Origin of the sequence: Shewanella sp. UCD-KL21, assembly GCF_001957135.1 — a bacterium.
Lineage (GTDB): Bacteria > Pseudomonadota > Gammaproteobacteria > Enterobacterales > Shewanellaceae > Shewanella.
Genome location: NZ_MPHK01000020.1, coordinates 24,359 through 48,544 on the forward strand (window position 1 = coordinate 24,359; position 24,186 = coordinate 48,544).

Below are 24,186 nucleotides of genomic sequence, written 5' to 3' on the forward strand. Positions count from 1 at the left end.
ATGGAAATAACTGAGTTACTTGCCTTTAGTGTAAAGCACAATGCATCAGATCTACACCTTTCTGCCGGTGTTTCTCCGATGATTCGCGTTGATGGTGAAGTGAGAAAAATCAACTTACCCGCATTAGACCATCAAGCTGTTCATGGATTAGTCTATGACATCATGAATGATAAACAGCGTAAGGACTTCGAAGAACATTTAGAAATCGATTTCTCGTTCGAAGTACCCAACCTTGCCCGTTTTCGTGTTAACGCATTTAACCAATCCCGTGGTGCAGGTGCCGTGTTCCGTACCATTCCCAGCGATATATTATCACTCGAGCAGCTAGGCGCTCCTGAAATTTTCAAAAAGATTTCCAGCTTCCCGCGTGGATTAGTCTTAGTTACCGGGCCGACAGGTTCTGGTAAGTCTACAACACTGGCAGCAATGGTGGATTATATTAATAATGAACGCCATGACCATATTCTGACCATTGAAGACCCAATAGAATTTGTGCATCAAAATAAGCAATGTTTGGTCAACCAACGTGAAGTGCATAAACATACCCATAGCTTTGAAGCCGCGCTTCGAAGTGCGTTACGTGAAGATCCCGATGTTATTCTTGTGGGTGAGATGCGTGATCTTGAAACCATTCGCTTAGCAATGACAGCAGCAGAAACCGGTCACTTGGTTTTTGGTACCTTGCATACCACCTCAGCGGCAAAAACCGTTGACCGTATTGTTGATGTATTCCCTGCTGGCGAAAAGGACATGGTGCGTACTATGTTGTCAGAATCTTTGCAGGCGGTTATTTCGCAAACCTTGATTAAAAAGGTCGGTGGCGGCCGAGTGGCAGCACATGAAATCATGATGGGCACGCCAGCTATTCGTAACCTTATTCGTGAAGATAAAGTCGCGCAAATGTATTCAGCTATTCAAACGGGTATGTCTCATGGAATGCAAACCCTTGAGCAGTGTCTACAAAACCTAGTGAATCGCGGTCTTATTAGCCGTGATGATGCCATGTCAAAAAGCTCAAACAAACAAGCTAACTTTTAAAGGAAAGTAAAATGGATGTGCGTCCTTTTTTAAAGGTAATGGTTGACCGCAAGGCTTCAGATTTATTTATTACTGCAGGCTTTCCGCCCAGCGCCAAAATTGATGGTGAGCTAAGACCACTATCGGATAATAGCTTTAACCCTGAGCAGTCATTAGAGTTTGTTGAAGCCTTAATGACTGATGTGCAAAAGAAAGAGTTTCACGAGTCTCGTGAATGTAACTTTGCTTTTGCGGCAAAAGATTTAGGCCGCTTTCGTGTCAGTGCTTTTTGGCAGCGTGAATCGCCCGGCTGCGTGATGCGCCGAATTGAAACTAAAATTCCTGAAGTTGATGATTTAAAGCTACCACCCATTCTTAAAGATTTGGTGATGAGTAAACGTGGTTTGATCATCATGGTGGGTGGTACAGGTACGGGTAAATCTACCTCGCTAGCTTCATTAGTTGGTTATCGAAATGCCCATGCACGCGGGCATATTTTAACCATTGAAGACCCTGTGGAATTTGTTCATGACCACCGTAAAAGTATTATTACCCAGCGAGAAGTCGGCATTGATACTGATTCATTTGATGCGGCACTGAAAAGTTCACTGCGTCAGGCGCCAGATGTGATTTTGATTGGTGAAATTCGTACCCAAGAAACCATGGAATTTGCCTTAGCCTTTGCTGAAACGGGTCACTTATGTATGGCGACCTTGCATGCTAACAACGCTAACCAAGCGTTAGACCGCATTATGCATTTAGTGCCTGAAAGTAAACATAATCAGTTATTGTTTGATTTGTCGTTAAACCTGCGCGGTATTGTGGCGCAGCAATTGGTGGCGAAATCTGATGGCAGTGGCCGTCGTGCGGCAATTGAAGTGTTAATTAATACGCCACGTGTAGCCAGTTTGATAGCTAAAAATGAGCTGCACTTACTGAAAGAAACCATGGCAAAATCAAGAGAGCAGGGCATGCAAACCTTTGACCAAGCCTTGTTGGATTTATACCTTGAAAAAGAGATCAGTTATGCCGATGCATTGCATCATGCAGATTCACCTAATGATTTGCGCTTAATGATTAAACTGCAAGGTAATGAAGCTAATTCATCAGGCATGATGGATGGCGTGACATTTGATATGAATTAAAGGCGCAAATTAGCCTGATGCTAACCAGGTATTTACATCAGCGATAATAGTCCATTGATCTGATTGAAGATCGCATCAAAAGGCCAAGGCGTAAGCGTTGGCCTTTTTTAACGTAACAAATACTTACTATTTACAGCCTAGTAATTTGCTATAATAACAATCCAACCAATGAACCCCCTAGGGATCCCATGTTTAGTTTCAACAAAACCGTATTAGCAACTTCGCTAATAGCGGCATTTACACTTATGTCATCTTCAGCTCAGGCTGTCAGTATTAACGATGAGCTCGATATTGGTGGGGCAGTAAGGGTAAATTATGGTTGGCAAGATTATGTTGATGGCAATGGCACGCTTGAGTTTGAACTGTTTAGAGCTGATGTAAATTACAAATCAGACAGTGGCTTATTTGCCTCAGCGCAATACCGCTGGTATGAGTATATGGATGTGATACACCATGCTTATATGGGCTATCAATTTGATGAAAACCAGAAGCTACAAGTGGGCGTCACCCAAGTGCCATTTGGGGTTATGCCAGTGGCTTCTCACTCATTTTGGTTTGGGGCGACTTATTATCTAGGCCTGGAAGATGATTATGATGCCGGTATTCATTATCAATATGAAGGCAATGGCTGGCGTTATGATGCCGCTTATTTTGTTAATGATGAGTATGGTGATGGCAGTCGTTTTGATCGTTACTCATTTGATGTTGGCACTACAAAAGAGTCACCTTATCAAGAAGCCGGCCAATTAAACTTACGCATTGAAAAAACCATTGGTGATGAGTTTAAGAGTAAAGTCGGCGCGTCATTTCAATATGGTAATTTAGAATATGTGCCTGAAGGCTTTGAAAATGCAGCTGAAGGCGAAGATACCACAAGTATTACCGCAGCAGTGCATTGGCAGTTAGATTGGCAGCAATGGCAATTACAAACCCAGTATATTCATTATGACTATGATTTAGACAACAGCAACCGCATCACCTTAGCCGCGTTTGCCGCGCCGTTTGAAATTGCCGCGAAAGCCGATGTGGTAACGTTAAACTTATCGCGTCAAATTGATGTGGATTGGGGCCCGATTAGCCAATTAAACTGTTACAACGATTACAGTCAGGTGATCGCTTCTGGTGAAGGCTTAGACGACTCTATTCAAAATGTCACAGGCTGTATGATTGCTGCCGGTAAGTTCTATACATATGTTGACTGGATTGCCGGTAAAAATATGTGGTTTGCAGGTGGCGATGGCATTGGCATTGATAATGGCGATACCGCTTGGCATTCAAGGCTCAATATTAATGTTGGCTTTTATTTCTAAGGCCAATGTACCAGGTTGATCTGATGCGTATTTAGAAGCGTATATGTACTTGTGGCTTGCTTGTAAGAGTAATAGCCGCAAGTGTTTTTACTTTAAATAGATTATTTTAGATATATGTTGGAAAGGAATCAAAATGAACAAACTCTTATTATCAGCTGGCTTAATTGGTTTAAGCTTTAGCGCTTTTTCAACGAATACAATGGCTAATAGCTGTCCTGAATACCTCGATGTCGAAGCGAGAAAGTTGCACTCAGATGACACAGTCGACTTATGTCAGCTAACAGCAGGCAAACCAGTGTTAATTGTTAATACTGCCAGTAATTGTGGTTTTACGCCGCAATTTAAAGCGCTTGAAGCGCTGCATCAGCAATATAAAGACGATTTAGTGGTGATTGGTTTTCCATCAGATGATTTCTTTCAAGAAGAAGATGACGAAGCCAAAACAGCCGATGTGTGTTTCTTAAATTATGGTGTGACATTCACCATGGTGTCGACCTCACCAGTAAGAGGCAGCGATGCCAACTCGGTATTTTCATATTTAGGTGAAAAATCAGCATCACCAAAATGGAATTTTTATAAATACCTGGTTACCGCAGACGGTGAAAATGTGCAGCAATTCAACTCTCGAGTAAAACCAGATAGCGAAGAGTTGCAAAAAGCGATAGAGTCAGTGCTATAAAAATAATATTGCTAATAAAGCATAAGCTTGCAGATAAATGTGCCTGGCTAATATTAGCATGAAAAGTAGCTGTTGTTGGATGATGCCTTTATCAAAAAATGTTTGATAGGGCATCATTAATAATCACTTTCTCGGAGTCAATCTTGTTCAAATTTTCTGGTTTAAGTAAAGAAGTCGGCCACAAAGCCCGTGGTAAAACCGGTGTGCTGTTAATGAATTTAGGCACCCCAGATGAACCAACCGCATCAGCCGTTCGTCGCTATCTAGCAGAGTTTTTAGCCGACCCTCGGGTAGTTGAAATTCCTAAATTAGTGTGGATGTGTATATTACACGGAATTATTCTAAGAATTCGCCCTGCAAAATCAGCAGCGCTGTACAAAGAAGTGTGGACCAAAGATGGTTCGCCTTTAATGGATATTAGTTTGCGTCAACAGGCCAAGCTTGATGCCTTGTTTAAGCAGCACGATGTCGATGCATCGGTGCATTTATCTATGCGTTACGGTAATCCATCAACCCCGAGTGTGTTACAGCAAATGCACAAAGACGGAATCGATAAGATTATTGTATTACCGCTTTATCCTCAATATGCCGCGCCAACAACGGCATCAGCCTTTGATGCTATTGCCAAAGAGCTATGTAAATGGCGCTATATTCCAGCGCTGCATTTTATTAATACCTACCATGACGATCCTAATTTTATTGATGCATTAGCGAAATCAATTCAAGCGGATTTTGACGCAAATGGAAAACCGGAAAAATTGGTGTTGTCTTATCACGGCATGCCAGAACGCAATCTGCATTTAGGCGATCCTTACTATTGTTTTTGCGTTAAAAGCACTCGCTTAGTGGTCGAAAAACTAGGTTTGTCGGAAGACGAATATGTGATGACCTTCCAATCACGCTTTGGTAAAGCCAAGTGGTTACAACCTTATACCGATGCCACCATGGAAGCGTTACCGGGTCAGGGCGTGACGGACATTGCTGTTGTTTGCCCAGCATTTAGCGCTGACTGCTTAGAAACATTAGAAGAAATTAAAGGTGAGAACCGCGAAGTATTTGAACATGCTGGTGGTAAAAAATTCCGCTACATTGAATGCTTAAATGATAATGATGACCATATCAATATGATGGCCAATCTGGTGAAGCCTTATCTTTAATTAATGTATGGTGATAGATTAAAAAAGGAGTCGGTTGACTCCTTTCTTATGGGCTAAAACTAGTCTGAGTATTGGTTCTCAAAATAGCTTTCAATGATTAACACCGCCGATACGGCATCAACTTGGCCTTTGGTTAGCTTTTTATAGCCGCCTAATTCAAATAGCCTTGCTTTAGCATCTGTGGTGGTGAGGCGCTCATCTTGAGTTACCACTTTTACCCCAAAGCGGCCACTAATGCGATTGGCAAATTTTCGCGCCCGCTGAGTCATCTCTTGTTCAGTACCGTCCATATTAAGTGGTAAACCAACAACGACTAAATCAGGTTGCCACTCTTTCAATACCGCTTCAATTTCATCCCAATTAGGGATGCCATCATTGGCTTTAATGGCCGAAACGGGCGTTGCGCTTGAAGTGATTTCCTGGCCAACCGCAACACCGATACTTTTGGTGCCAAAATCAAAGCCTAATACTGTTTTAGATTGCATGTTGTTCTCTGGATAATCGAAATAATGAATATCGACAGTTGCCAAGCCAAGTAATTAACTGACAGCAAATGAAGATGAATACTTGGCGCTTATAAACATAAATTGGTGTATTAGCGAGTTATAAAAAAGCTTAAGAGTGACCTACTTGTGATGATATTTGCCAAATATCAAAGCCTAATTGTTTGGTGGCTTGTGTCCAAAGCTGATCATAGTCTTGGTTAAAAACAAGTTCGGGTGTGGCTTCAATAGTTAACCAGGTGTTTTCTGCTAACTCTTCTTCTAACTGGTTTTTGCTCCAACCTGCATAACCTAAGGCTACAATAAATTGTTTTGGCGACTCTTCTGTGCCTAGGGCGTTAAGCACATCTCGTGATGTGGTTAGCATGCAAAATTCACTAACGGGCTCACTATTGACCCAAATAGATTGCGGCGTGTGTAATACAAAGCCTCTGTCGGTATCAACTGGGCCGCCTAAAACTACCGACTCTTCAAGGGAAAGACTTAATTGCGCTTTTTTAGCTAAGCCGATTTGCTCTAGCAGCTCATCAATAACGATATTGGTTGGGCGATTGATCATCACTCCCATGGCGCCTTTATCGTTATGTTCGCAAATATAAATGACAGAACGCTCAAAAAAAGACTCATCTAAAGAGGGCATAGCAATTAACAGATGACCTTGTAAACTGTCCATTATTTATCCTTTTGAAAAACCACTTGTCAATTCAACATACATACTTACAACGCCCTTAAACTCGGGATTATGATTTATGCTTAATTAGCGCAGGCTTAACCACCGGCGAGTTTGACCGAGTAGTTCATTTTCTCTAATAGGGTTTTGATTTTTTCGCGGTCATCAGTTTGAACTTCAATATTGAACTCTTTTACCGTGCCGCCACAACCACATTGTTTTTTAAGCTTTTGCGCTAAGGCTTTTAACGCTTTAGCATCTAGCCCAAGCCCTTTAATGATACTAACGCCTTTACCTTTACGGCCTTTACTGTCTTTATGGATGCGGACAATGCCGTCACCTGAAGGAATTTGCTCTGTTGGCTTTTCTTGAGCAATTTTACCGCCATCGGTGCTGTAAACTAAAGAAACATTAGGATCAATACGCATAGGTTCACTTGTACTTTATATAAATAATCAATACACACAGTTTAACAAACTAACTGACTTGGCTAAAGCAGCAAAGACCCCTCAGTTGTATAATCTAGCTGTTATCTTATTGGGGCTAAGTCTATTTACTAAGTTAATTCATTAAGTCCATTCACTAAGCCCATTACTAGGGTAAGTATCGCTTTCGCAGTGGTTAAGGCTAAAGCTTGCTGTTAAACATTTAGAAAACGGGATAAAGCGACTATTGTTAATATTATCAGTTGATGATTATAGTTTAGCTAGGTAAGCTATTTATTAGCCTTATTAAAATGTATTTAATACAGAAACAGCCAGTTTGGGTTGTTATTCGGAGTTATTATGAAAAAGTTATTTGTTGCTGCAGCGGTTTTAGCATTAAGTGCATGTAGCACCTTAAAAACCAATACCGATTTTGATCCAGCCGTTTCATTTGACCAATATAAAACCTACTCTTGGGTCGAAAAGAAAGACCAAGATGCAAGTTATCATCTCGATGGCCTAATGGACCAACGTGTTCGCGATGCTGTTAACAACGAGCTTGGGCAAAAAGGCTTAACAAAAGCAGACATCACAGAAGCTGACTTACTGGTTAACTACTTAACTAAAGTCGATAAAAAAATTAATGTCGACACCTTCAATACCAGTTTTGGTTACTACCCATATTATGGTCGTCGTGGCTGGGGCGGAGCAGGGATGAATACCCAAACCACAGTACGTGAATATGAAGTCGGCACCTTAATTGTTGATTTAATCGATAACAAAACTGGCAATTTAGTATGGCGTGGCAGTGTTGCAGATACCATCCGCAATAAAAACACCCCAGAAGAGCGAGTACAAATCATCAACTCGGCAATTTCACAAGTGATGCTGAACTTTCCACCGCAGCCTAAAACAAAATAGGCTTAATTGTTAGTTAAGTTACCCTTTATTATAAAACCGTATCTAATTTTGATACGGTTTTTTTATTGTTGTTCATTGAAAGCGCCCTTACGACGCCACATAAGTAATACAAATGAATACCTTTGTATCAATTTGCAGCATTTGAAATATTTAATATCAAAAAGCTTTCACTTAGTTTGCTGGCTTTGGTAAAATGCTGCGCTTGGTGATAATGGACGTCACCTAGGATGATATTAAGTGAGTAGAAAATGAAGTCATGGTATTTGTTATATTGTAAGCCACGCAGTGAAGTTAGAGCACAGCAAAACCTTGCATTGCAACAAGTCGAAAGCTACCTACCTATCATTCAAGAAGAGAAAACCTCACACGGAAAGACCAAACTCGTCGATGTCCCGCTATTTCCATGTTATTTGTTTATTTATTTTGATCCATTAGAAGTCAGTGTAAGCCGGATTCATTCAACCCGCGGTGCAAGTCGCATCATAGGTTGTAGTGAAGCGATGACACCGATTGATGAGCGGATCATTCAAGCAATCAAAAACAGAGTTTCAGTCCATAAGCCTGATGTTGAAAGTGATTTAATCGCAGGAGACAAAGTCCAATTTACTGATGGGCCATTTGTAGACTTAGAAGCCATTTTTGAAGAAAAAAATGCCCAAAAACGATGCTTTGTTTTGTTTAATATCATGGGGCAACAAAAAAGAATGTGTGTAGACAGTAGTAGCATTAAGAAAATTTAATGAGTTTTGTTCGTTAAGATTTGTCGTTATGGTGTTGGTGTTTTGTTTTAATGGCCGATTTTTATGTGCAGGTGATTTAGTTTTCAGATTTCAGTGATAAACAGCGTTAAATAGTCAGGTAATATACAGTGCTGTTACTAAAGACGATTAATTGAACGTTGCCTTTAGTAAGAGCATTTTAAAATAAGAAAGAAGTCTGCAATAGCTTAGTAAAGACTTTGAGTAACAAAACTTGAATTTCATTTATTGAAGGGCACTTTAGAAGCCGTAATCTATGGGCGGTAGCGTGTCTGAATGTGATTCATCCGCAATTAAAATTAGTCTAATTTGCAAAATTTACACATAAAAATTACAAGATTATTTATTAAATATTAACGTTAGCTCAAATATTAGTTTGCTATTATTTACTTGGAGAGACATGGTGTTACAGAAGATTAAAACATTCGCAATAGCGGCATTGAGTGCGACATTATTTATCAGCGCACCTATTCAAGCAGTTACACCCTCACCGCAAATGATAGAGCAGTTTAAATCCTTGCCAGCCTCTGAACAACAAAGACTGGCGAAACAGTATGGTATTAGCCCTTCAGTATTATCGGGGCAAGGCAGTCAATCGGGTCAAATTGCTGAAGCAACGCCAATTCCTGCGAGGCAAGTACAAGCAAAAGAACAGCAAGCTGATAGTCTTGATTTTGAACAAGAAACTAAAAAAGGGGAATTAAGCTTTTTTGGTTATGACATGTTTGCAGGTGAACCCACCACATTCGCACCTATTTCAGATATACCTGTCCCTAGTGACTATATTGTTGGCCCAGGCGATACGCTAAATGTACAACTTTATGGTAAAGATAATCGTGAATATACCTTAACAATTGGCCGCGATGGCAATATCCAATTCCCAGAGTTAGGGCCGATTTCCGTAGTTGGTCACACATTTTCTGAGTTGAGAGCATATTTAGGTGAACGAATTCAGAAGCAGATGATCGGCGTTGAATCTAATATAACACTTGGCGAGCTGCGCTCCATACGGATTTTTATCGCCGGAGACGCCTATAAACCTGGTTCGTATACTGTCTCTAGTTTATCTACAATTACACAAGCTCTGTTTGCAGCTGGTGGCGTAAATGAAATAGGTAGTTTACGTAATATTCAAGTAAAACGTCAGGGCCAATTAGTTGGTAGCTTTGATTTATATGATTTGCTGCTAAAAGGTGATGCATCGAAAGACATCAATTTACGCTCAGGTGATGTGGTGTTTATTCCTTCAGTTGGTGGCCGAGTCAGTATTACCGGTGAAATTAGACGTCCGGCAATTTATGAAATTAAGAGCAATGAAACCATTGATGATGTTATTACAATGGCTGCTGGTGTTAACCCAGGTGCATACCCTAAGCGAAGCAGCATTGAGCGTTATAATAACAACGGTTTAAAAAGCATCGTCAATGTTGACTTAACTTCAGCAAAAGCAGCTAGCAAACTAGCGAAAGCGGGTGATTTTATCCGTGTAAAAAGTGCATCTACACAATACGAAGATGCCATTACCTTAGTCGGTGCAGTAGTAAGACCTGGCAAATATCAGTGGTATCAGGGGCAAAAAGTTAACGATCTTTTACCTACTATTTGGGGGGATTTAGCCATCTCTGCTGATTTGAACTATGCACTTATTATTCGTGAAATTAATAAGTTTGGTAAGATTGAAGTACTACAATTTTCTCCAGGTAAAGCAATTGCACAGAAGGACCACTCGCAAAATATCGAGTTAAGTCCTAGAGATAAAGTTATTCTGTTTAACTATGATGATTCATCCATAAATCGTTACCAGTTAAATAAATTAGTTCAAAATAGAGCGAAAAAAATAAAATCCCTCAGTAGTGACTCACTTATTGGCACCGATTTATTCAAAGCTGGTTTTAAGTCAATGAATATTGATGCTGCTGGCTCAATGCTGCATAAGGCTTCAATAGGTGGAGTTGTTATTCCAGGTTCTGATAAGGAACTTAATGAACAAGAACAACTTATTGGTGATGAAGTCAGTAAAATGTTATCTAATTTATTTGATGACAGAGACTTAATCAAATTGAGTGGCTCAATGAGTCGTGAAGAGTTGTTATTTCCGATTATTAGCAAGTTATCTCAGCAAAGTAGCCCTTCAGAAAAAGTTCAAGTAATTGCGATCTCTGGTAAAGTCAAAAATGGCGGTATATATCCATTAGCAACTAATGCTAAAGTCAGTGATTTACTTGTTGCTGCAGGTGGATTAATTGAAGGCGCTTATACAAATAGAGCAGAATTAACCCGAACCGAAAACTCTGATTCGCTTTCAGATATAAAGCATATACACGTCAATATTAATAATGCCTTAAATCACCTTCCATCTGATGATTTGTTATTAGAAGGCCGTGATATGTTGGTAGTACTAACAACTCCAGAATGGCAAGAGCGTAAATCGATTGAAATTCGTGGAGAAGTGAAATTCCCTGGTATGTATAACATTCGTAGAGGCGAGACTCTTGCTGATGTTATGCAACGTGCAGGCGGTTTTACTGATTATGCCTTCCCAACAGCGGCTGTTTTTGTAAGAGAATCAGTAAAACAACAAGAACAACTCGAAATTAAAAAGCTTGCCGATCAATTACGCCGTGATATTGCAACCCGCGGAGTATCAAAAGACGGTACGGTTGTTAATTACTCTGAAGCACAGCTAATGCTTACAGACTTAGAAAATATTCAAGCAGTTGGCCGTTTAGTTGTAGATCTAAATGCAATTCAAGTGGGCATTGAACAAGCAGATTTACAGCTTGAAGATAAAGATATTTTATATGTACCGACAACCAAGCAAATCGTTTCTGTGATGGGGGAAGTACAACACCCGTCAACTCATAGATTTAAAGAAGGCACGACCTTAGACCAATATTTATCTATGTCAGGAGGCCCAAGAGAACGTGCTGATAGCGATAGAACTTATATTATTAAAGCTGACGGCTCGGTAATGATGCCAAAACAAAGTTTCTGGTTTAGTAGTAAAGCTGCTTTAACAGCTGGCGATACCGTTATTGTGCCACTTGATACTGAATACAAAGATAACCTTACGCTTTGGACTCAAGTTACTCAAATTGTTTATAACTCAGCTGTTGCCTTAGCGACGATTTCAGGCTTATAAAATTAGTTTTTAATCCTAGAACCTTGTAAAACAAATTAATAATAGGGATAAGACTAGATTTACAGCTTAAGATAATGCAATTAAAACATCGCTGTAAATCTAGTAACAACAAACAATGAATAACCAAATACCACAAAATTACACAGATGCTAATTTCACTTCGAATCCGCAATCAGTAGCAGATGATGAAATTGATTTACGTGAGCTATTTTCAGTAATTTGGAAAGGCAAATGGTTAATCATAGCAGTGACTGCAGTCTTCGCTGTAGGTTCTGTTTTGTTCGCTCTTAGTCAACCAAATACTTATAAATCAGAAGCGCTACTTTCACCAGCTGACGGGGAACAAGGTGGCGGCGGTTTAGCAGCACTTGCTGGACAGTTTGGCGGTCTTGCAAGTATGGCAGGCATCAACCTTGGTGGTGGCGGTGGTGTTGACAAAACTCAAATGGCGATAGAAGTGGTTAAATCACGTCAATTCACCAGCGAGTTTATACAAAAGCATAATATTCTTGCCGACCTCATGGCCGCTGAGAAGTGGGACATGGCATCAAATACACTCGCTTATGATGTAGATATGTTTGATGCTAAAAACAACAAATGGATTCGTGAGGTTCAAGCACCATTTAAGCCAGAGCCTTCAATGCAGGAAGCATATAAAGAGTTTAGTAAAGTTATTGCGATTAATAGTGACAAAGAAACGGGTATGGTGAAAGTGTCGGTAGAGCATTTATCACCTTCGGTTGCTCAGCAGTGGGTTAAATGGTTAGTTGAAGATATCAATTTAGAAATGAAACAGCGCGATGTAGCAGAAGCTAAACGCAGTACCGCATTTTTAGAAACTCAGATAGCCCAAACTAATGTTGCAGATATTCGCACTATCTTGTACCAGCTAATTGAAGAGCAAACAAAAACCATTATGTTTGCTGAAGTACGTGAAGAATACGTATTCAAAACCATTGACCCTGCATTAGTACCAGAAGAAAAAGCAGGACCTAAACGAGCCTTGATTTGTGTTTTAGGAACAATGCTAGGTGGCATGTTAGCGGTAATGATTGTTTTAATCAGGCACTTCGTTAGAAAAGAAGATTAAGCAAAGAAAAATTAAAAAAATTATAGCCTATTGGGACGGTTTTAAGAAAAACAGTAAAACCGTGGCTTTATAGGAGATTGCGGGAATGTCGCTGTCTCAAAATGGATAGAAAGTGTCTCTGCATGGTTTTAAAGGCTGAGATTTAAAAGTGTAATTCTTCAAAGCTTTAAAAATATATTTTCTAATTCATCTTTATAGTGATGTTAGGTTCCAAAGTTTCAAAGGGTTTTAAATTAAAATTTGGGACTTTTAGATATAATTTATGAGATATAAAATGTTCTATAACAATGATAAATTCAAAAATATTAAAGTCACTAATCGATTTAAATCCAGAAGTGAAGCGTTAAAACAAAGGCAGATTTATGTCTATTGCCCACCTGAAATGGAAAAGGCAATTGGTCAAATTGTTGATGATTACTCTTTCGATATGGTTGTTAATGATTACACCATTACTGACTTCAATAAAAAGGTAGTGTGTCATTACCAAGCTAGCAATTTAACCAAAGACCAACGCCATTACTTAGTTGTAGCTACAGAGCTTGGAGCTTGGGTAGAACCTCTAGTTAGTTATTTAGATTCTAGGGTTGGTTATACAGAGGTTAAATTGCTTCACAGTAGTTTTTTCTTACATCAAAAAGCCTTCTCAATCCTTTCAACTAAACGCACTCAGTTAGCTAAGCGCGCTATTGATATAATCTCAGCATTTTTATTGTCTATCGTAGCATTCCCCATAGGTCTGATCACTGCATTATTTATTAAGTTAGAATCGCCAGGGCCTGTATTTTATAAACAAAAAAGAACTGGGCAATACAACGTAGAGTTTGATGTTATAAAATTCCGTTCAATGAGAAATGATGCAGAAAAGTCTGGTGCGCAATGGGCCACAAAAAATGATGCCCGTGTGACTAAAGTAGGTAACTTTATACGAAAAACACGTATAGACGAACTGCCACAAATAATTAATATCTTTAAAGGTGAAATGTCAATTGTCGGCCCACGTCCAGAACGTGAAGTGTTCATTGATGAGCTTGAGAAGGAAATTCCATATTACCGCTTTAGGCATGCAGTTAAACCTGGTGTAACAGGGCTTGCTCAAGTTAGTTATCCTTATGGAGCATCAATAGATGATGCTATTTGGAAACATAAATATGATTTGTTTTACATAAAACATCACAGTGCTTATCTAGATATTAAAATTTTATTTAAAACCGTTAAAGTTGTTTTGTTTGGTATGGGACGTTAAATGCTACCTTTAGTCTCAATAATAATGCCTAGTTACAACTCTTCTGGAACAATATCAGAGAGTATAGATTCTGTTTTGGCACAGACATATTCTAACTGGGAATTATTGATAACAGATGATAAATCTCAAGACGATACTGTAAATATCATTAAACGGTACGCATCAACAGATGAACGAATTAGATTATTTGAAAATGAAGAAAACCTTGGAGCAGGTGGCTCAAGAAATAGATCTATAAGCTCAGCTCAAGGTAAGTTTATTGCGTTCTTAGATTCAGATGATCTTTGGTATAACAACAAATTAGAAATTCAAATAAGCTTTATGCTTAAAAATGATGTTGCTCTTTCTTATACTTGGTATCAAAAATTTGATTCAAATGGGGATGGCGGTCTAGTTAAGCCCAGATTAACAGTCAACTATCAACAATTATTATATAGTAATGTTATCGGTTGTTTAACTGCTATTTATGATGCTGAAAAACTGGGTAAACGTCACATGCCATTGATTAGAAAACGACAGGATATGGGATTGTGGTTAGATATTCTTAAGGGAGTTGATTCTGCCAAAGCCGTGCCTCAGGTACTTGCTAAGTACCGAATTGATTCGGGTATGACTCAAAACAAATTTAATGTTTTAAAATGGCAATGGCTTTTTTATCGTGAAGTTGCAGGTCTAAATTTTTTCCAAACATTAAAGTGCTTTTTAATATATTCATACAAAGGCTTTATTAAAAGTCAAATTTAAAAAATAGAGTATTTAAATGAAAATTCTAGTTACAGGTGGAGCAGGTTTTATTGGATCTGCAGTAGTTCGTCATATCATCAATAATACAATTGACAGCGTAATTAATGTTGATAAATTAACTTATGCAGGAAATTTAGAATCATTGATTAGCATAGAAAACCATGCTCGCTATTCATTCGAACAAGTTGATATTTGTGATCCTGTTGAACTTAAACGAGTATTCAATCAACATAAACCAGATGCAGTAATGCATCTGGCTGCAGAGTCTCACGTAGATCGTTCTATTACGGGACCGTCAGACTTTATTCAAACCAATATTGTTGGCACTTATACCTTGCTTGAAGCAACTCGTGCATATTGGAACGAATTATCAGATGAAGCTAAAAATGCATTTCGTTTTCATCATATCTCTACAGATGAAGTATATGGCGATTTACCTCATCCTGATGAGGTTCAAAGTGCAGAAGAGTTAACCTTATTCACTGAAACAACGCCTTATGCGCCTAGTAGTCCTTATTCTGCGTCTAAAGCATCGAGTGACCACCTAGTACGTTCATGGTTACGGACCTATGGTTTACCAACTATCGTAACCAACTGTTCAAACAATTACGGTCCATACCATTTCCCTGAAAAGCTTATCCCGTTGGTTATTCTTAATGCTCTAGAAGGTAAAGACTTACCTATTTATGGTAAAGGGGATCAGATCCGTGATTGGTTATATGTAGAAGATCACGCACGTGCATTATATAAAGTTGTAACAGAAGGTACAGTTGGCGAGACCTATAATATAGGTGGTCATAATGAAAAGCAGAATATTGAAGTGGTAACCACAATATGCTCAATTTTAGATAAATTAGTACCTAAAGAGTCAACTTATGCAGAGCAAATCACTTATGTGACGGATAGACCTGGCCATGATCGCCGGTATGCCATTGATGCAACCAAAATGAGCAATGAGTTGAATTGGAATCCAGAAGAAACTTTTGAGACCGGATTATATAAAACTATCGAATGGTATCTTTGTAATCAAACATGGTGTAACCACGTTCAAGATGGTAGTTATCAGAGAGAGCGATTAGGTATTAAAGCTTAATTAACTATTTTATTTCTAATTATGTCTACCCTATAAAAGATGAGGATCTATGAAAGGTATTATTTTAGCTGGTGGTTCAGGTACTCGTTTATACCCATTAACACGTGGTGTTTCAAAACAATTATTACCTGTTTACGATAAACCGATGATTTATTATCCTTTGTCTACTTTAATGCTAGCAGGCATTAAAGAGATTTTAATCATTACCACGCCTGAAGATAATGGTGGCTTTAGGCGCTTATTAGGAGATGGTTCTGATTTTGGTATTAACCTTGAGTATGCCATTCAACCAAGTCCTGATGGCTTAGCTCAAGCATTTATCATTGGTGAAGAGTTTATTGGTGATGATAGTGTTTGCTTAGTTCTTGGTGACAATATCTTCTATGGTCAATCATTTTCAAAAACTCTAAAAAATGCAGCTTCGCGTGAGTCAGGAGCAACTGTTTTTGGATATCAAGTTAAAGATCCTGAGCGCTTTGGTGTGGTGGAATTTGATGGAGATATGAAAGCGGTTTCCATTGAGGAGAAGCCTGAAATACCAAAATCAAATTATGCCGTCACTGGTCTTTATTTCTACGACAATCGCGTAGTAGACATGGCAAAGCAAGTTAAACCATCACACCGTGGTGAGCTAGAAATTACAACCTTAAATGAAATGTATTTACACGAAGGTAACTTAAATGTAGAACTACTCGGTCGTGGGTTTGCATGGTTAGATACAGGTACCCATGAAAGTCTGCATGAGGCCTCTTCGTTTGTTCAAACTATTGAGCATATTCAAGGTTTAAAAGTTGCATGTTTAGAAGAAATAGCATGGCGTAATGGTTGGTTAAGCTCGAAGCAGCTTTCCAATATATCTAAACCGATGATGAAGAATAGTTATGGTCAATACTTAGCTCGCTTAGCTAATGGATTATAATGATGAAACTCTTAATTGTTGGTAAGAATGGTCAAGTTGGACGTTGTTTAGTCGATCAAATAAATACTATAGCTGATATTACGTTGTTAGCTTTAGATCGAGAACAGCTTGATATTACTGACGCTGTTGAGGTTAATAAAATTGTCTGGGATTTTAAGCCTGATATCATTATAAATGCCGCTGCGTACACAGCAGTTGATAAGGCTGAAGAAGAGCAAAGTCTTGCTTATTCGATTAATCGTGATGGCCCCTACAACCTTGCAATGGCGGCCAATGAATCTAATGCGGTAATTATACATATTTCAACAGATTATGTTTTCTCAGGCGAAATTTATGGGTCATATGTTGAATCTGACAAAACTGATCCGCAAGGGGAATATGGTCGCAGTAAACTTGCTGGTGAACAAGCTGTATCAAAATCATGTGATAGTCATATAATTTTAAGAACTGCTTGGGTATTCGGAGAATACGGTAACAATTTTGTCAAAACTATGCTTCGTCTTGGTAAAAGCAGGAATACATTAAGTGTTGTTTCTGACCAGTTTGGTGCTCCAACATATTCAGGTGATATAGCCAAAGCCATTATACAAATTTCAAGAAGTATTTTTTCGGGGAATCGATCATTCGGAATTTATCATTATAGTGGTTATCCGTATGTTAATTGGTTTCAATTTGCTGATGAGATTTTCAAAGCTTCATTCAAACAGGGCTTAATTGAACATAATGTCAAACTAACACCAATAGAAACCAAAGATTATCCTACAGCTGCAAAACGGCCTAATAACTCTAAACTTAACTGTGAAAAGATTTATAAAGATTTTAAGATCTCTCAAAGTGATTGGAAAAATTCTTTATTAAATTTACACAAATACTGAATATATGGTAAATAATGAACATTATCAAAACAAATATACCGGATGTTATAATTATTGAACCTCAAGTATTTGGTGACGAAAGGGGGTTCTTTATTGAAAGTTGGAATCAGCAGAAGTTTGAAGCTCTAGTAACAGGTAGACCGACGAAATTTGTACAAGATAACCACTCTAAGTCGAATAAAAATATCCTAAGAGGTTTACATTATCAGTATGAAAATACTCAAGGAAAATTGGTTAGAGTTATTGCTGGAGAGGTATTTGACGTCGCCGTTGATGTGAGAAAAGGTTCTAAGTCTTTCGGTCAGTGGGTTGGCGTAACCTTATCTTCAGAAAATAAAAGGCAATTATGGATTCCAGAAGGTTTTGCACATGGTTTTTATGTTTTAAGTGAAAGTGCTGAATTTGTTTATAAATGTACAGATTATTATAATCCTAAAACTGAAGTCACTCTAGCTTGGGATGATGAAACCATTAATGTCAATTGGCCCAATTTAAATCAGCCAATTCTATCAGATAAAGATGAAGTTGGATTAGGGTTTCATGATTTTGTAAATAAAATCAATGTTCGAAGACGTTAGGGATTATTGAGGTTTTAAATGGCCTATTATACAAATGATGAATTAAAAGAATTAAAATTTAAACATCTAGGTAAGAATGTAAAAATCAGTAATAAAGCTAGTATTTATGACCCTGAAAAGATTGAAATAGGTAATAATTCGAGAATAGATGATTTTTGTATTATCTCAGGTAATGTAAATATTGGGAGCTATGTACATATTACCCCAATGTGTCTTATTGCTGGTGGAGAGCCTGGAGTTACTATTTGCGATTTTAGTACATTAGCATACGGTGTAAAAATTTTTTCCCAGTCAGATGATTACAGTGGCTATACAATGGTTAACTCTTTAATACCTACTAAATATAAATCCGAAATTTTTTCTCCAGTTATAATTAGTAAGCATGTGGTAGTTGGAACTAATAGTGTGATAATGCCAGGTGTTATTATAAATGAAGGTTGTTCCTTTGGAGCAATGACTTTAGTTAATAAATCTACTGAAGCATGGGGAATATACGTAGGTACACCATGTAAGCGAATTAAAGAGCGCAGTAAAAACTTACTGGTTTTAGAGAAAAGTTTTTTAAAGGAAATTGAAATTGATTAATTTTAACAAGCCACCATACACAGGTAACGAAGATAAATATATAAAAGAGTCTTTAACTAGTGGAAAGATCTCTGGTGACGGCCCATTTACTTTAAAGTGTCACAAGTGGTTTGATAGTAAGCTTTTAAACTCGAAATCTTTACTTACACCTAACTGTACTCAGGCTTTAGAGATGGCAGCCATACTTATCGGGATAGAACCTGGTGATGAAGTTATCATGCCAAGTTATACGTTCGTTAGTACAGCTAATGCATTTGTCATTAGAGGAGCTAAAATTAAATTTGTCGATATTCGCAAAGATACAATGAATATTAACGAAAAGTTAATTGAACAGGCAATAACGGATAAAACTAAAGTAATTGTACCCGTTCATTATGCTGGTGTCTCATGTGAAATGGATACCATAATGAGTATTGCAGAAAAGCATAATTTATTTGTTATCGAAGATGCCGCTCAAGGAATGATGTCAACTTATAAAGGTAAACAATTAGGGACTATTGGGCATTTTGGTACATTTAGTTTCCATGAAACTAAAAACTACACTAGTGGTGGTGAGGGCGGTTTACTAATTATTAACGATGAAACATTTATAAAAAGAGCTGAAATTATTAGAGAGAAAGGCACGAATAGAAGTCAATTCTTTAGGGGTATGGTAGATAAATACAGCTGGGTAGATTTAGGGAGTAGCTATTTACCTAGTGATATACAAGCGGCTTATCTGTATGGTCAATTGGAAATGGCAGATGATATTTTAAATAATAGACTTAATGCTTGGGATTATTATTACGAGGGGCTTAAAAACCTTGAGTCAATACAAATACCGAAAATTCCAGAGGGTTGTAGTCATAATGGGCATATGTTCTATGTTAAAGTCCGTGATATAAAAGAAAGAGATTTTTTTATTGAATCACTTAAGCAAAAAGGTATCATGGCAGTATTTCATTACATACCATTACATTCCTCTTTGGCTGGCAAGAAATTTAGTGAGTTTAATGGTACAGATGTTCACACGACTTTTGAAAGTGAACGATTAGTTAGGTTGCCATTATTTTATGGTATTACAGTAAGAGAGCAAGAGCTTGTAGTTTCTGCAATTAAATCTTTCTTTAATGAAAACTAAGCTTAATTTATCTCTAATATATTTTAGCCGTATTTATATGGCTATTATATCTATAGTTTTAGTCCCATTTCTTTTACGAGAGCTTGGCCATGAGGCCTATGGTTTAATAGGTTTTTTTGTTGTACTACAAGCCTGCTTGCAAGTACTTGATGCTGGGGTTGGAGGTGTGTTAACAAGGCAGTGTGTGTTAACTAAACATGACGCTAAATCTCATCATGGTTTTGTTCAATTGTTTAAAAAAATAATCTTAGTTTTTTTTATTATTTCAGTTTTTATCAGCTTTTTAGGTTATAACTTTTCTGATTCGATTGTAAATCTTTGGCTCAATACCTCATTAGATGTTGATATCGCTTCTTCCTGTGTAGCATTAATGTGTTTGATTTTTTCACTAAGGTATTTGCAAGGACCATTCAGAAGTATTATTTTGGCAAATGAAAAACATATTCTGTTATCTACAATTGATATTATTTTTACTACTATAACAAACCCAATAGCATTAATCTTCGTTTACTATTCTCAAGAAAAAATACTTTCATATTTTTACTTTCAAGCAGTATCTTCATCGTTGAGGTTAATTGTCCTCTTCCTGTGTTCAAGTTTTTTAATTAAACAATCAAAACGACGTTTACTAAGCGAACCTGAACATTCTTGTAATCCAGTTAAATCAGATTTTAAACAGATAGTAAGGTTTGGGATGCAATTGTCTTCTTTATCGATTTTGTGGGTACTTGTTACTCAGTCAGATAAATTAACCTTAACTAGCATAATGACCTTAAATGATTATGCATTATACAGCTTGGCTATTTCAGCTGTCTCCGTTGTAAGTATCTTTGGTTCTCCCATCAATCAATATTTACAACCCAGATTAACTTCCCTTTTTTCGGCTTCAAAATTTGATGAGTATTCAAAAATATTCGAAAATACATATTACTACTTAGCTATAGTATTCATACCATCTTGCTTCTTGGTTATTTATTTTGGTGTTGATTTTATTTCAGCTTGGTTAGGTGATAGTGAAACAGCAAACGTTGTAATACGTTATGTACCCTGGCTTTTTATCGGTTCTGTGTTTACTGTATTCTCCAACTTTTGTTTTCTATTATTATATAGTCATGGTAATTTGAAATGGCATACTATATTTTATAGTGTTTTTAGCATAGTAATAATAATTTTGAATGTTCTTGTTGCAAAACATTACGGTGCAGATGGCTCTGTTAGATTTTATTTTTCAAGTTCATTGTTTTTATTGTTATTTTGGTCTTATCTAAATTTCTACAAATATTTTGATAATTTCATTTATGTAAGCGTGGTAAAGATCTTACCATCCATGTTGTTTACGTATATTATATTTTATTTAGCAGATGCTTTTAGGTTTGATGTATTGCTTCATGATATTTTATTTAGCTCATTTATATTTATTTTTAATGTAGCGACTTTATATTGTTGGTGTTTTAAGTTATTACCCAATATTGTTAATGAAAAGTTTTTAATAAAATACAAGTGTGATGTTAAATAGTTTTAAGAGATTTTATAATGAATGTTAAAGTTTTCTATATTTATGCGCCAAGTTATGACGAAAATAGTGGTGGTGCAATTGTTTTACATAGGCTATGTGCACTATTAAATAATATTGATGGAGTTAATGCTTTTTTAGTGCCAAGAGTACTTGAAAAAATAAATGTTTTTTCTTTAAAATCATTCTTAGTAAGTATTAAATATTTCCTGGTTAATAAATTGAAAGGATTTGAGGTTAATAAAAATTGGAATACACCAATAGCAAGTTTTAAAGATGTTAAAAATAACCCTGATGCTATTACAGTCTATCCAGAAGTTACTTTTGGTAATCCTTTAAAATCGCCTAACGTGGTCCGTTGGTTTTTGCACCAACCCGGTCATTTTAATAAAGAATTTTGTTTTGGTGTTGATGAGCTTTATTTTAAGTTTAATACAGCTATAAAGGATTTTAGCTATTGTTACTCAACAATGTCCTCTCTTGAATTAAAGGTTATATATTATCCATTAGAATATTACTATGAAAATGATGATGTAAAGATTAATACCTGTCATGCTATTCGTAAAGGTAAGCATAAGTCTGCCTGTCATGATTCTGAATCTATTCTGATTGACGGTAAGTCACATCAAGAAATTGGCGATATATTCCGTTCATCTAAACGTTTTATTTCTTATGATGATTACACAGCATATTCAATTTTCGCCACACTTTCTGGTTGTGAATCAATCGTAGTACCAGATATTCATATTGATAAAGAAAAATGGTATCCGAATGTGTCTGATCGTTATGGAATTGCATATGGATTTGAAGAAGAAGAGTTGATTTGGGCAAAGAAAACAAAATATAAAGTATTAGAGCATTTGGAAAATGAGCACAGAAAATCACAAGAGTGTGTTGTTGAGTTTGTAAAAGAATGTACTAATTTCTTCAACAAGAAGTGAGAGTAATAATGTTTAATAATATATTTGTTGTCGTTGTTTATAATAAGTTTATTTCTGAGTCTAAAACTTTAAAAAATATTCTTAGCTCTAGGGTTGACTTTTGTAAATCAAAGTTAATTATTTGGAATAATGGTCCGAATGGCATATTTTTGGTTGAGTCAGAAATAAATAAATCTACATTTAAAAGTGTTGAGTTAGTTGAGACTTTGAATAACAGCTCTCTTTCTATGATTTATAATAATGTAATTAGTAATAACGAATCACATAAATATATTTTTTTAGATGATGATAGTGATTTGTCTGAGCAGTATTTAGAACATCTAAGTTATGTAGCAACTGATCAAGTTGCTGTTCCAATCATCTCTTCTTCAAAGGTAATAGTAAGTCCACAAATAGACAATCATTCCTTATCAGCCAATAGTGTTATTTCTGACTATAAAGCTGCCATGGGTATTGCAAGTGGGTTAGTGGTGGGGAGTTGTGTAGTTACAGCAATGAAAAAACAATATGGCTGTGTATTTGATGAACGGTTTTATCTTTATGGTGTAGATACCTCTTTTTTTAAAAGGCTTATTGAATTAAAAGACAAACCTAGTATATATATATTGAATGGTTTTGAACATTCTCTATCTAGACTTGAATCTGATGGTTATACGCCATTTAAAGTGAAAGAAAGATCTTATGATTTAGGTTTGCAACTAAGATATTACTTTCCATTTTATCATTCTTTCTATAAATGTTTTATTTTTTCGTGCAAAGATGTCTTAAAATTAATTTTAAGGAAAAAAAGAACATATAATTTCATCTACTTATGTCATGCATATTTAGGTGGGAAACATTACAAAAATATTAACTAAGTGTAGTTTATGAAATCTTCAGTGTTAATTTCAGTTATAATTCCGTTTCATTCTAATGTATCTGGCTTACTTCAAAAAGCTGTATTAAGTGCCTTAAATCAAAAAATTGTAAACGTAGAAGTTATTGTTGTTGATGACTGTTCTCCTCTTGATGCTTTGAGTGAGCTTGATTTTATTCATGATGAACGACTAAGGGTAGTTCGTCAGAAAAAAAATAGTAATGGTGGCATTGCCAGAAATACAGGTGTTAATTTATCAAATGGCCAATTTATCGCTTTTTTAGATTATGACGATATTTGGTACAAAGATAAGTTAGAAAAACAGTTATCTTTATATGAACAACATGCAGTAGAATATCCGAATCCAGTTATATATTCAAAATGTAAAATAATAGAGGTTAATAGTAATTTTATTCGACCTACTAGAGAAATATTTACAGATGAAAAAGTTGGTGACTATTTATTTTTTAGTAAACAAATAATTCAAACGAGCGGAATTTTCTTGAGTAAGGCTACATCAAACTTAGTCCAGTTTGATAATTTGAAACGTCATCAAGACTATCAATATTGCCTTGCTCTGGAGTCTGTAGGAGCAAAGTTTTTTTTATTGAATGAAGTAAGTTACGAGTTTGTGCAGATACCTAAGTTAAATGACTATAATTTTTCGATTCATTGGTTAGGTATTTATAAGTTCTATCTTTCTAACAGTGCAGTAAAAGGTTTCAACCAGCTTGTTGTCATAAGGTCAATGATATCTCATCACGATTACATTAAAGCTATTACTTTTGGGTTCGAAAATAACATGTTGTTTTTTGTTATTAAGTCAATTTTGATAAAAGTTATTAAAAATGTCATTCCTGTTAGAGTTTTAGGGATTATTAGAAATTTAGGTTTGAAGTAAT

At 36.6% G+C, this 24,186-nt stretch carries 24 protein-coding genes; 21 read left to right on the forward strand and 3 right to left on the reverse strand.

What is annotated here, in order from left to right; translation table 11 throughout:
* The 5 genes from BM739_RS15965 (at window position 1) to hemH (ending at window position 5,308) form a co-directional block, all read left to right on the forward strand.
* The gene (locus BM739_RS15965) at window positions 1-1,038 is read left to right on the forward strand and encodes a type IV pilus twitching motility protein PilT (RefSeq protein WP_076542380.1); all 1,038 of its coding nucleotides are present in this window, start codon (window positions 1-3) and stop codon (window positions 1,036-1,038) included.
* Between the two features lie 11 nt (window positions 1,039-1,049).
* On the forward strand, window positions 1,050-2,162 hold the full coding sequence (locus tag BM739_RS15970) for a PilT/PilU family type 4a pilus ATPase (protein ID WP_076542382.1): 1,113 nt from the start codon (window positions 1,050-1,052) through the stop codon (window positions 2,160-2,162).
* 188 nt (window positions 2,163-2,350) lie between these two features.
* The gene (locus tag BM739_RS15975; protein ID WP_076542384.1) at window positions 2,351-3,472 is read left to right on the forward strand and encodes a hypothetical protein; all 1,122 of its coding nucleotides are present in this window, start codon (window positions 2,351-2,353) and stop codon (window positions 3,470-3,472) included.
* A 199-nt stretch (window positions 3,473-3,671) separates the two neighbouring features.
* The gene (locus tag BM739_RS15980; protein WP_254843570.1) at window positions 3,672-4,151 is read left to right on the forward strand and encodes a glutathione peroxidase; all 480 of its coding nucleotides are present in this window, start codon (window positions 3,672-3,674) and stop codon (window positions 4,149-4,151) included.
* Between the two features lie 143 nt (window positions 4,152-4,294).
* Window positions 4,295-5,308, forward strand: coding sequence for a ferrochelatase (hemH, locus tag BM739_RS15985; protein ID WP_076542388.1), 1,014 nt, complete (start codon window positions 4,295-4,297; stop codon window positions 5,306-5,308).
* Window positions 5,309-5,367: 59 nt separating this feature from the next.
* Here the strand turns inward: hemH and ruvX are convergent, their stop codons facing one another.
* The 3 genes from ruvX to yciH all read right to left on the reverse strand — a co-directional run bounded on the left by ruvX (window position 5,368) and on the right by yciH (window position 6,909).
* A complete protein-coding gene (ruvX, locus tag BM739_RS15990; protein WP_076542390.1) occupies window positions 5,368-5,793 on the reverse strand; it encodes a Holliday junction resolvase RuvX in 426 nt (141 codons plus the stop codon).
* Window positions 5,794-5,923: 130 nt separating this feature from the next.
* Window positions 5,924-6,484, reverse strand: coding sequence for a YqgE/AlgH family protein (locus BM739_RS15995; RefSeq protein ID WP_076542392.1), 561 nt, complete (start codon window positions 6,482-6,484; stop codon window positions 5,924-5,926).
* Window positions 6,485-6,579: 95 nt separating this feature from the next.
* Window positions 6,580-6,909, reverse strand: a complete 330-nt coding sequence (gene yciH, locus BM739_RS16000) for a stress response translation initiation inhibitor YciH (RefSeq protein WP_076542394.1) — start codon at window positions 6,907-6,909, stop codon at window positions 6,580-6,582.
* A gap of 357 nt (window positions 6,910-7,266) precedes the next feature.
* Here yciH and BM739_RS16005 point away from each other — a divergent pair, with 357 nt between their 5' ends.
* The 16 genes from BM739_RS16005 (at window position 7,267) to BM739_RS16080 (ending at window position 24,185) form a co-directional block, all read left to right on the forward strand.
* The gene (locus BM739_RS16005) at window positions 7,267-7,827 is read left to right on the forward strand and encodes a DUF4136 domain-containing protein (RefSeq protein ID WP_076542396.1); all 561 of its coding nucleotides are present in this window, start codon (window positions 7,267-7,269) and stop codon (window positions 7,825-7,827) included.
* Window positions 7,828-8,075: 248 nt separating this feature from the next.
* The gene (gene rfaH, locus BM739_RS16010; protein WP_076542398.1) at window positions 8,076-8,567 is read left to right on the forward strand and encodes a transcription/translation regulatory transformer protein RfaH; all 492 of its coding nucleotides are present in this window, start codon (window positions 8,076-8,078) and stop codon (window positions 8,565-8,567) included.
* Between the two features lie 421 nt (window positions 8,568-8,988).
* Window positions 8,989-11,727, forward strand: coding sequence for an SLBB domain-containing protein (locus BM739_RS16015; protein WP_076542473.1), 2,739 nt, complete (start codon window positions 8,989-8,991; stop codon window positions 11,725-11,727).
* Window positions 11,728-11,842: 115 nt separating this feature from the next.
* Complete coding sequence (locus BM739_RS16020; RefSeq protein WP_076542400.1) at window positions 11,843-12,817, forward strand: Wzz/FepE/Etk N-terminal domain-containing protein; 975 nt, start codon at window positions 11,843-11,845, stop codon at window positions 12,815-12,817.
* Between the two features lie 274 nt (window positions 12,818-13,091).
* Window positions 13,092-14,060, forward strand: coding sequence for an exopolysaccharide biosynthesis polyprenyl glycosylphosphotransferase (locus BM739_RS16025; RefSeq protein ID WP_083698200.1), 969 nt, complete (start codon window positions 13,092-13,094; stop codon window positions 14,058-14,060).
* Window positions 14,061-14,804: a glycosyltransferase gene (locus tag BM739_RS16030; protein WP_076542404.1), complete on the forward strand. Its 744-nt coding sequence runs from the start codon at window positions 14,061-14,063 to the stop codon at window positions 14,802-14,804.
* 16 nt (window positions 14,805-14,820) lie between these two features.
* Complete coding sequence (gene rfbB / locus BM739_RS16035) at window positions 14,821-15,897, forward strand: dTDP-glucose 4,6-dehydratase (RefSeq protein ID WP_076542406.1); 1,077 nt, start codon at window positions 14,821-14,823, stop codon at window positions 15,895-15,897.
* A 49-nt stretch (window positions 15,898-15,946) separates the two neighbouring features.
* Window positions 15,947-16,816 (forward strand): glucose-1-phosphate thymidylyltransferase RfbA, encoded by an 870-nt coding sequence (gene rfbA / locus BM739_RS16040; RefSeq protein WP_076542408.1) that lies wholly within the window; start codon window positions 15,947-15,949, stop codon window positions 16,814-16,816.
* Window positions 16,817-16,818: 2 nt separating this feature from the next.
* Window positions 16,819-17,691, forward strand: coding sequence for a dTDP-4-dehydrorhamnose reductase (gene rfbD / locus BM739_RS16045; protein WP_076542410.1), 873 nt, complete (start codon window positions 16,819-16,821; stop codon window positions 17,689-17,691).
* A gap of 14 nt (window positions 17,692-17,705) precedes the next feature.
* The gene (gene rfbC, locus BM739_RS16050) at window positions 17,706-18,269 is read left to right on the forward strand and encodes a dTDP-4-dehydrorhamnose 3,5-epimerase (protein WP_076542412.1); all 564 of its coding nucleotides are present in this window, start codon (window positions 17,706-17,708) and stop codon (window positions 18,267-18,269) included.
* Window positions 18,270-18,287: 18 nt separating this feature from the next.
* On the forward strand, window positions 18,288-18,854 hold the full coding sequence (locus BM739_RS16055; protein WP_076542414.1) for an acyltransferase: 567 nt from the start codon (window positions 18,288-18,290) through the stop codon (window positions 18,852-18,854).
* The gene (gene rffA, locus BM739_RS16060) at window positions 18,847-19,974 is read left to right on the forward strand and encodes a dTDP-4-amino-4,6-dideoxygalactose transaminase (protein WP_076542416.1); all 1,128 of its coding nucleotides are present in this window, start codon (window positions 18,847-18,849) and stop codon (window positions 19,972-19,974) included. The genes BM739_RS16055 and rffA overlap by 8 nt, the downstream gene beginning before the upstream one ends.
* A complete protein-coding gene (locus BM739_RS16065; RefSeq protein WP_076542418.1) occupies window positions 19,964-21,490 on the forward strand; it encodes a lipopolysaccharide biosynthesis protein in 1,527 nt (508 codons plus the stop codon). Before rffA ends, BM739_RS16065 begins: the two co-directional genes overlap by 11 nt.
* 17 nt (window positions 21,491-21,507) lie before the next feature.
* On the forward strand, window positions 21,508-22,428 hold the full coding sequence (locus BM739_RS16070) for a hypothetical protein (protein WP_076542420.1): 921 nt from the start codon (window positions 21,508-21,510) through the stop codon (window positions 22,426-22,428).
* An 8-nt stretch (window positions 22,429-22,436) separates the two neighbouring features.
* Entirely contained in the window at window positions 22,437-23,285 is an 849-nt protein-coding gene (locus BM739_RS16075; RefSeq protein WP_076542422.1) for a hypothetical protein, read from the forward strand.
* A 9-nt stretch (window positions 23,286-23,294) separates the two neighbouring features.
* Window positions 23,295-24,185 (forward strand): glycosyltransferase family 2 protein, encoded by an 891-nt coding sequence (locus BM739_RS16080; RefSeq protein WP_076542424.1) that lies wholly within the window; start codon window positions 23,295-23,297, stop codon window positions 24,183-24,185.
* The last annotated feature ends 1 nt before the right edge of the window (window position 24,186 follow it).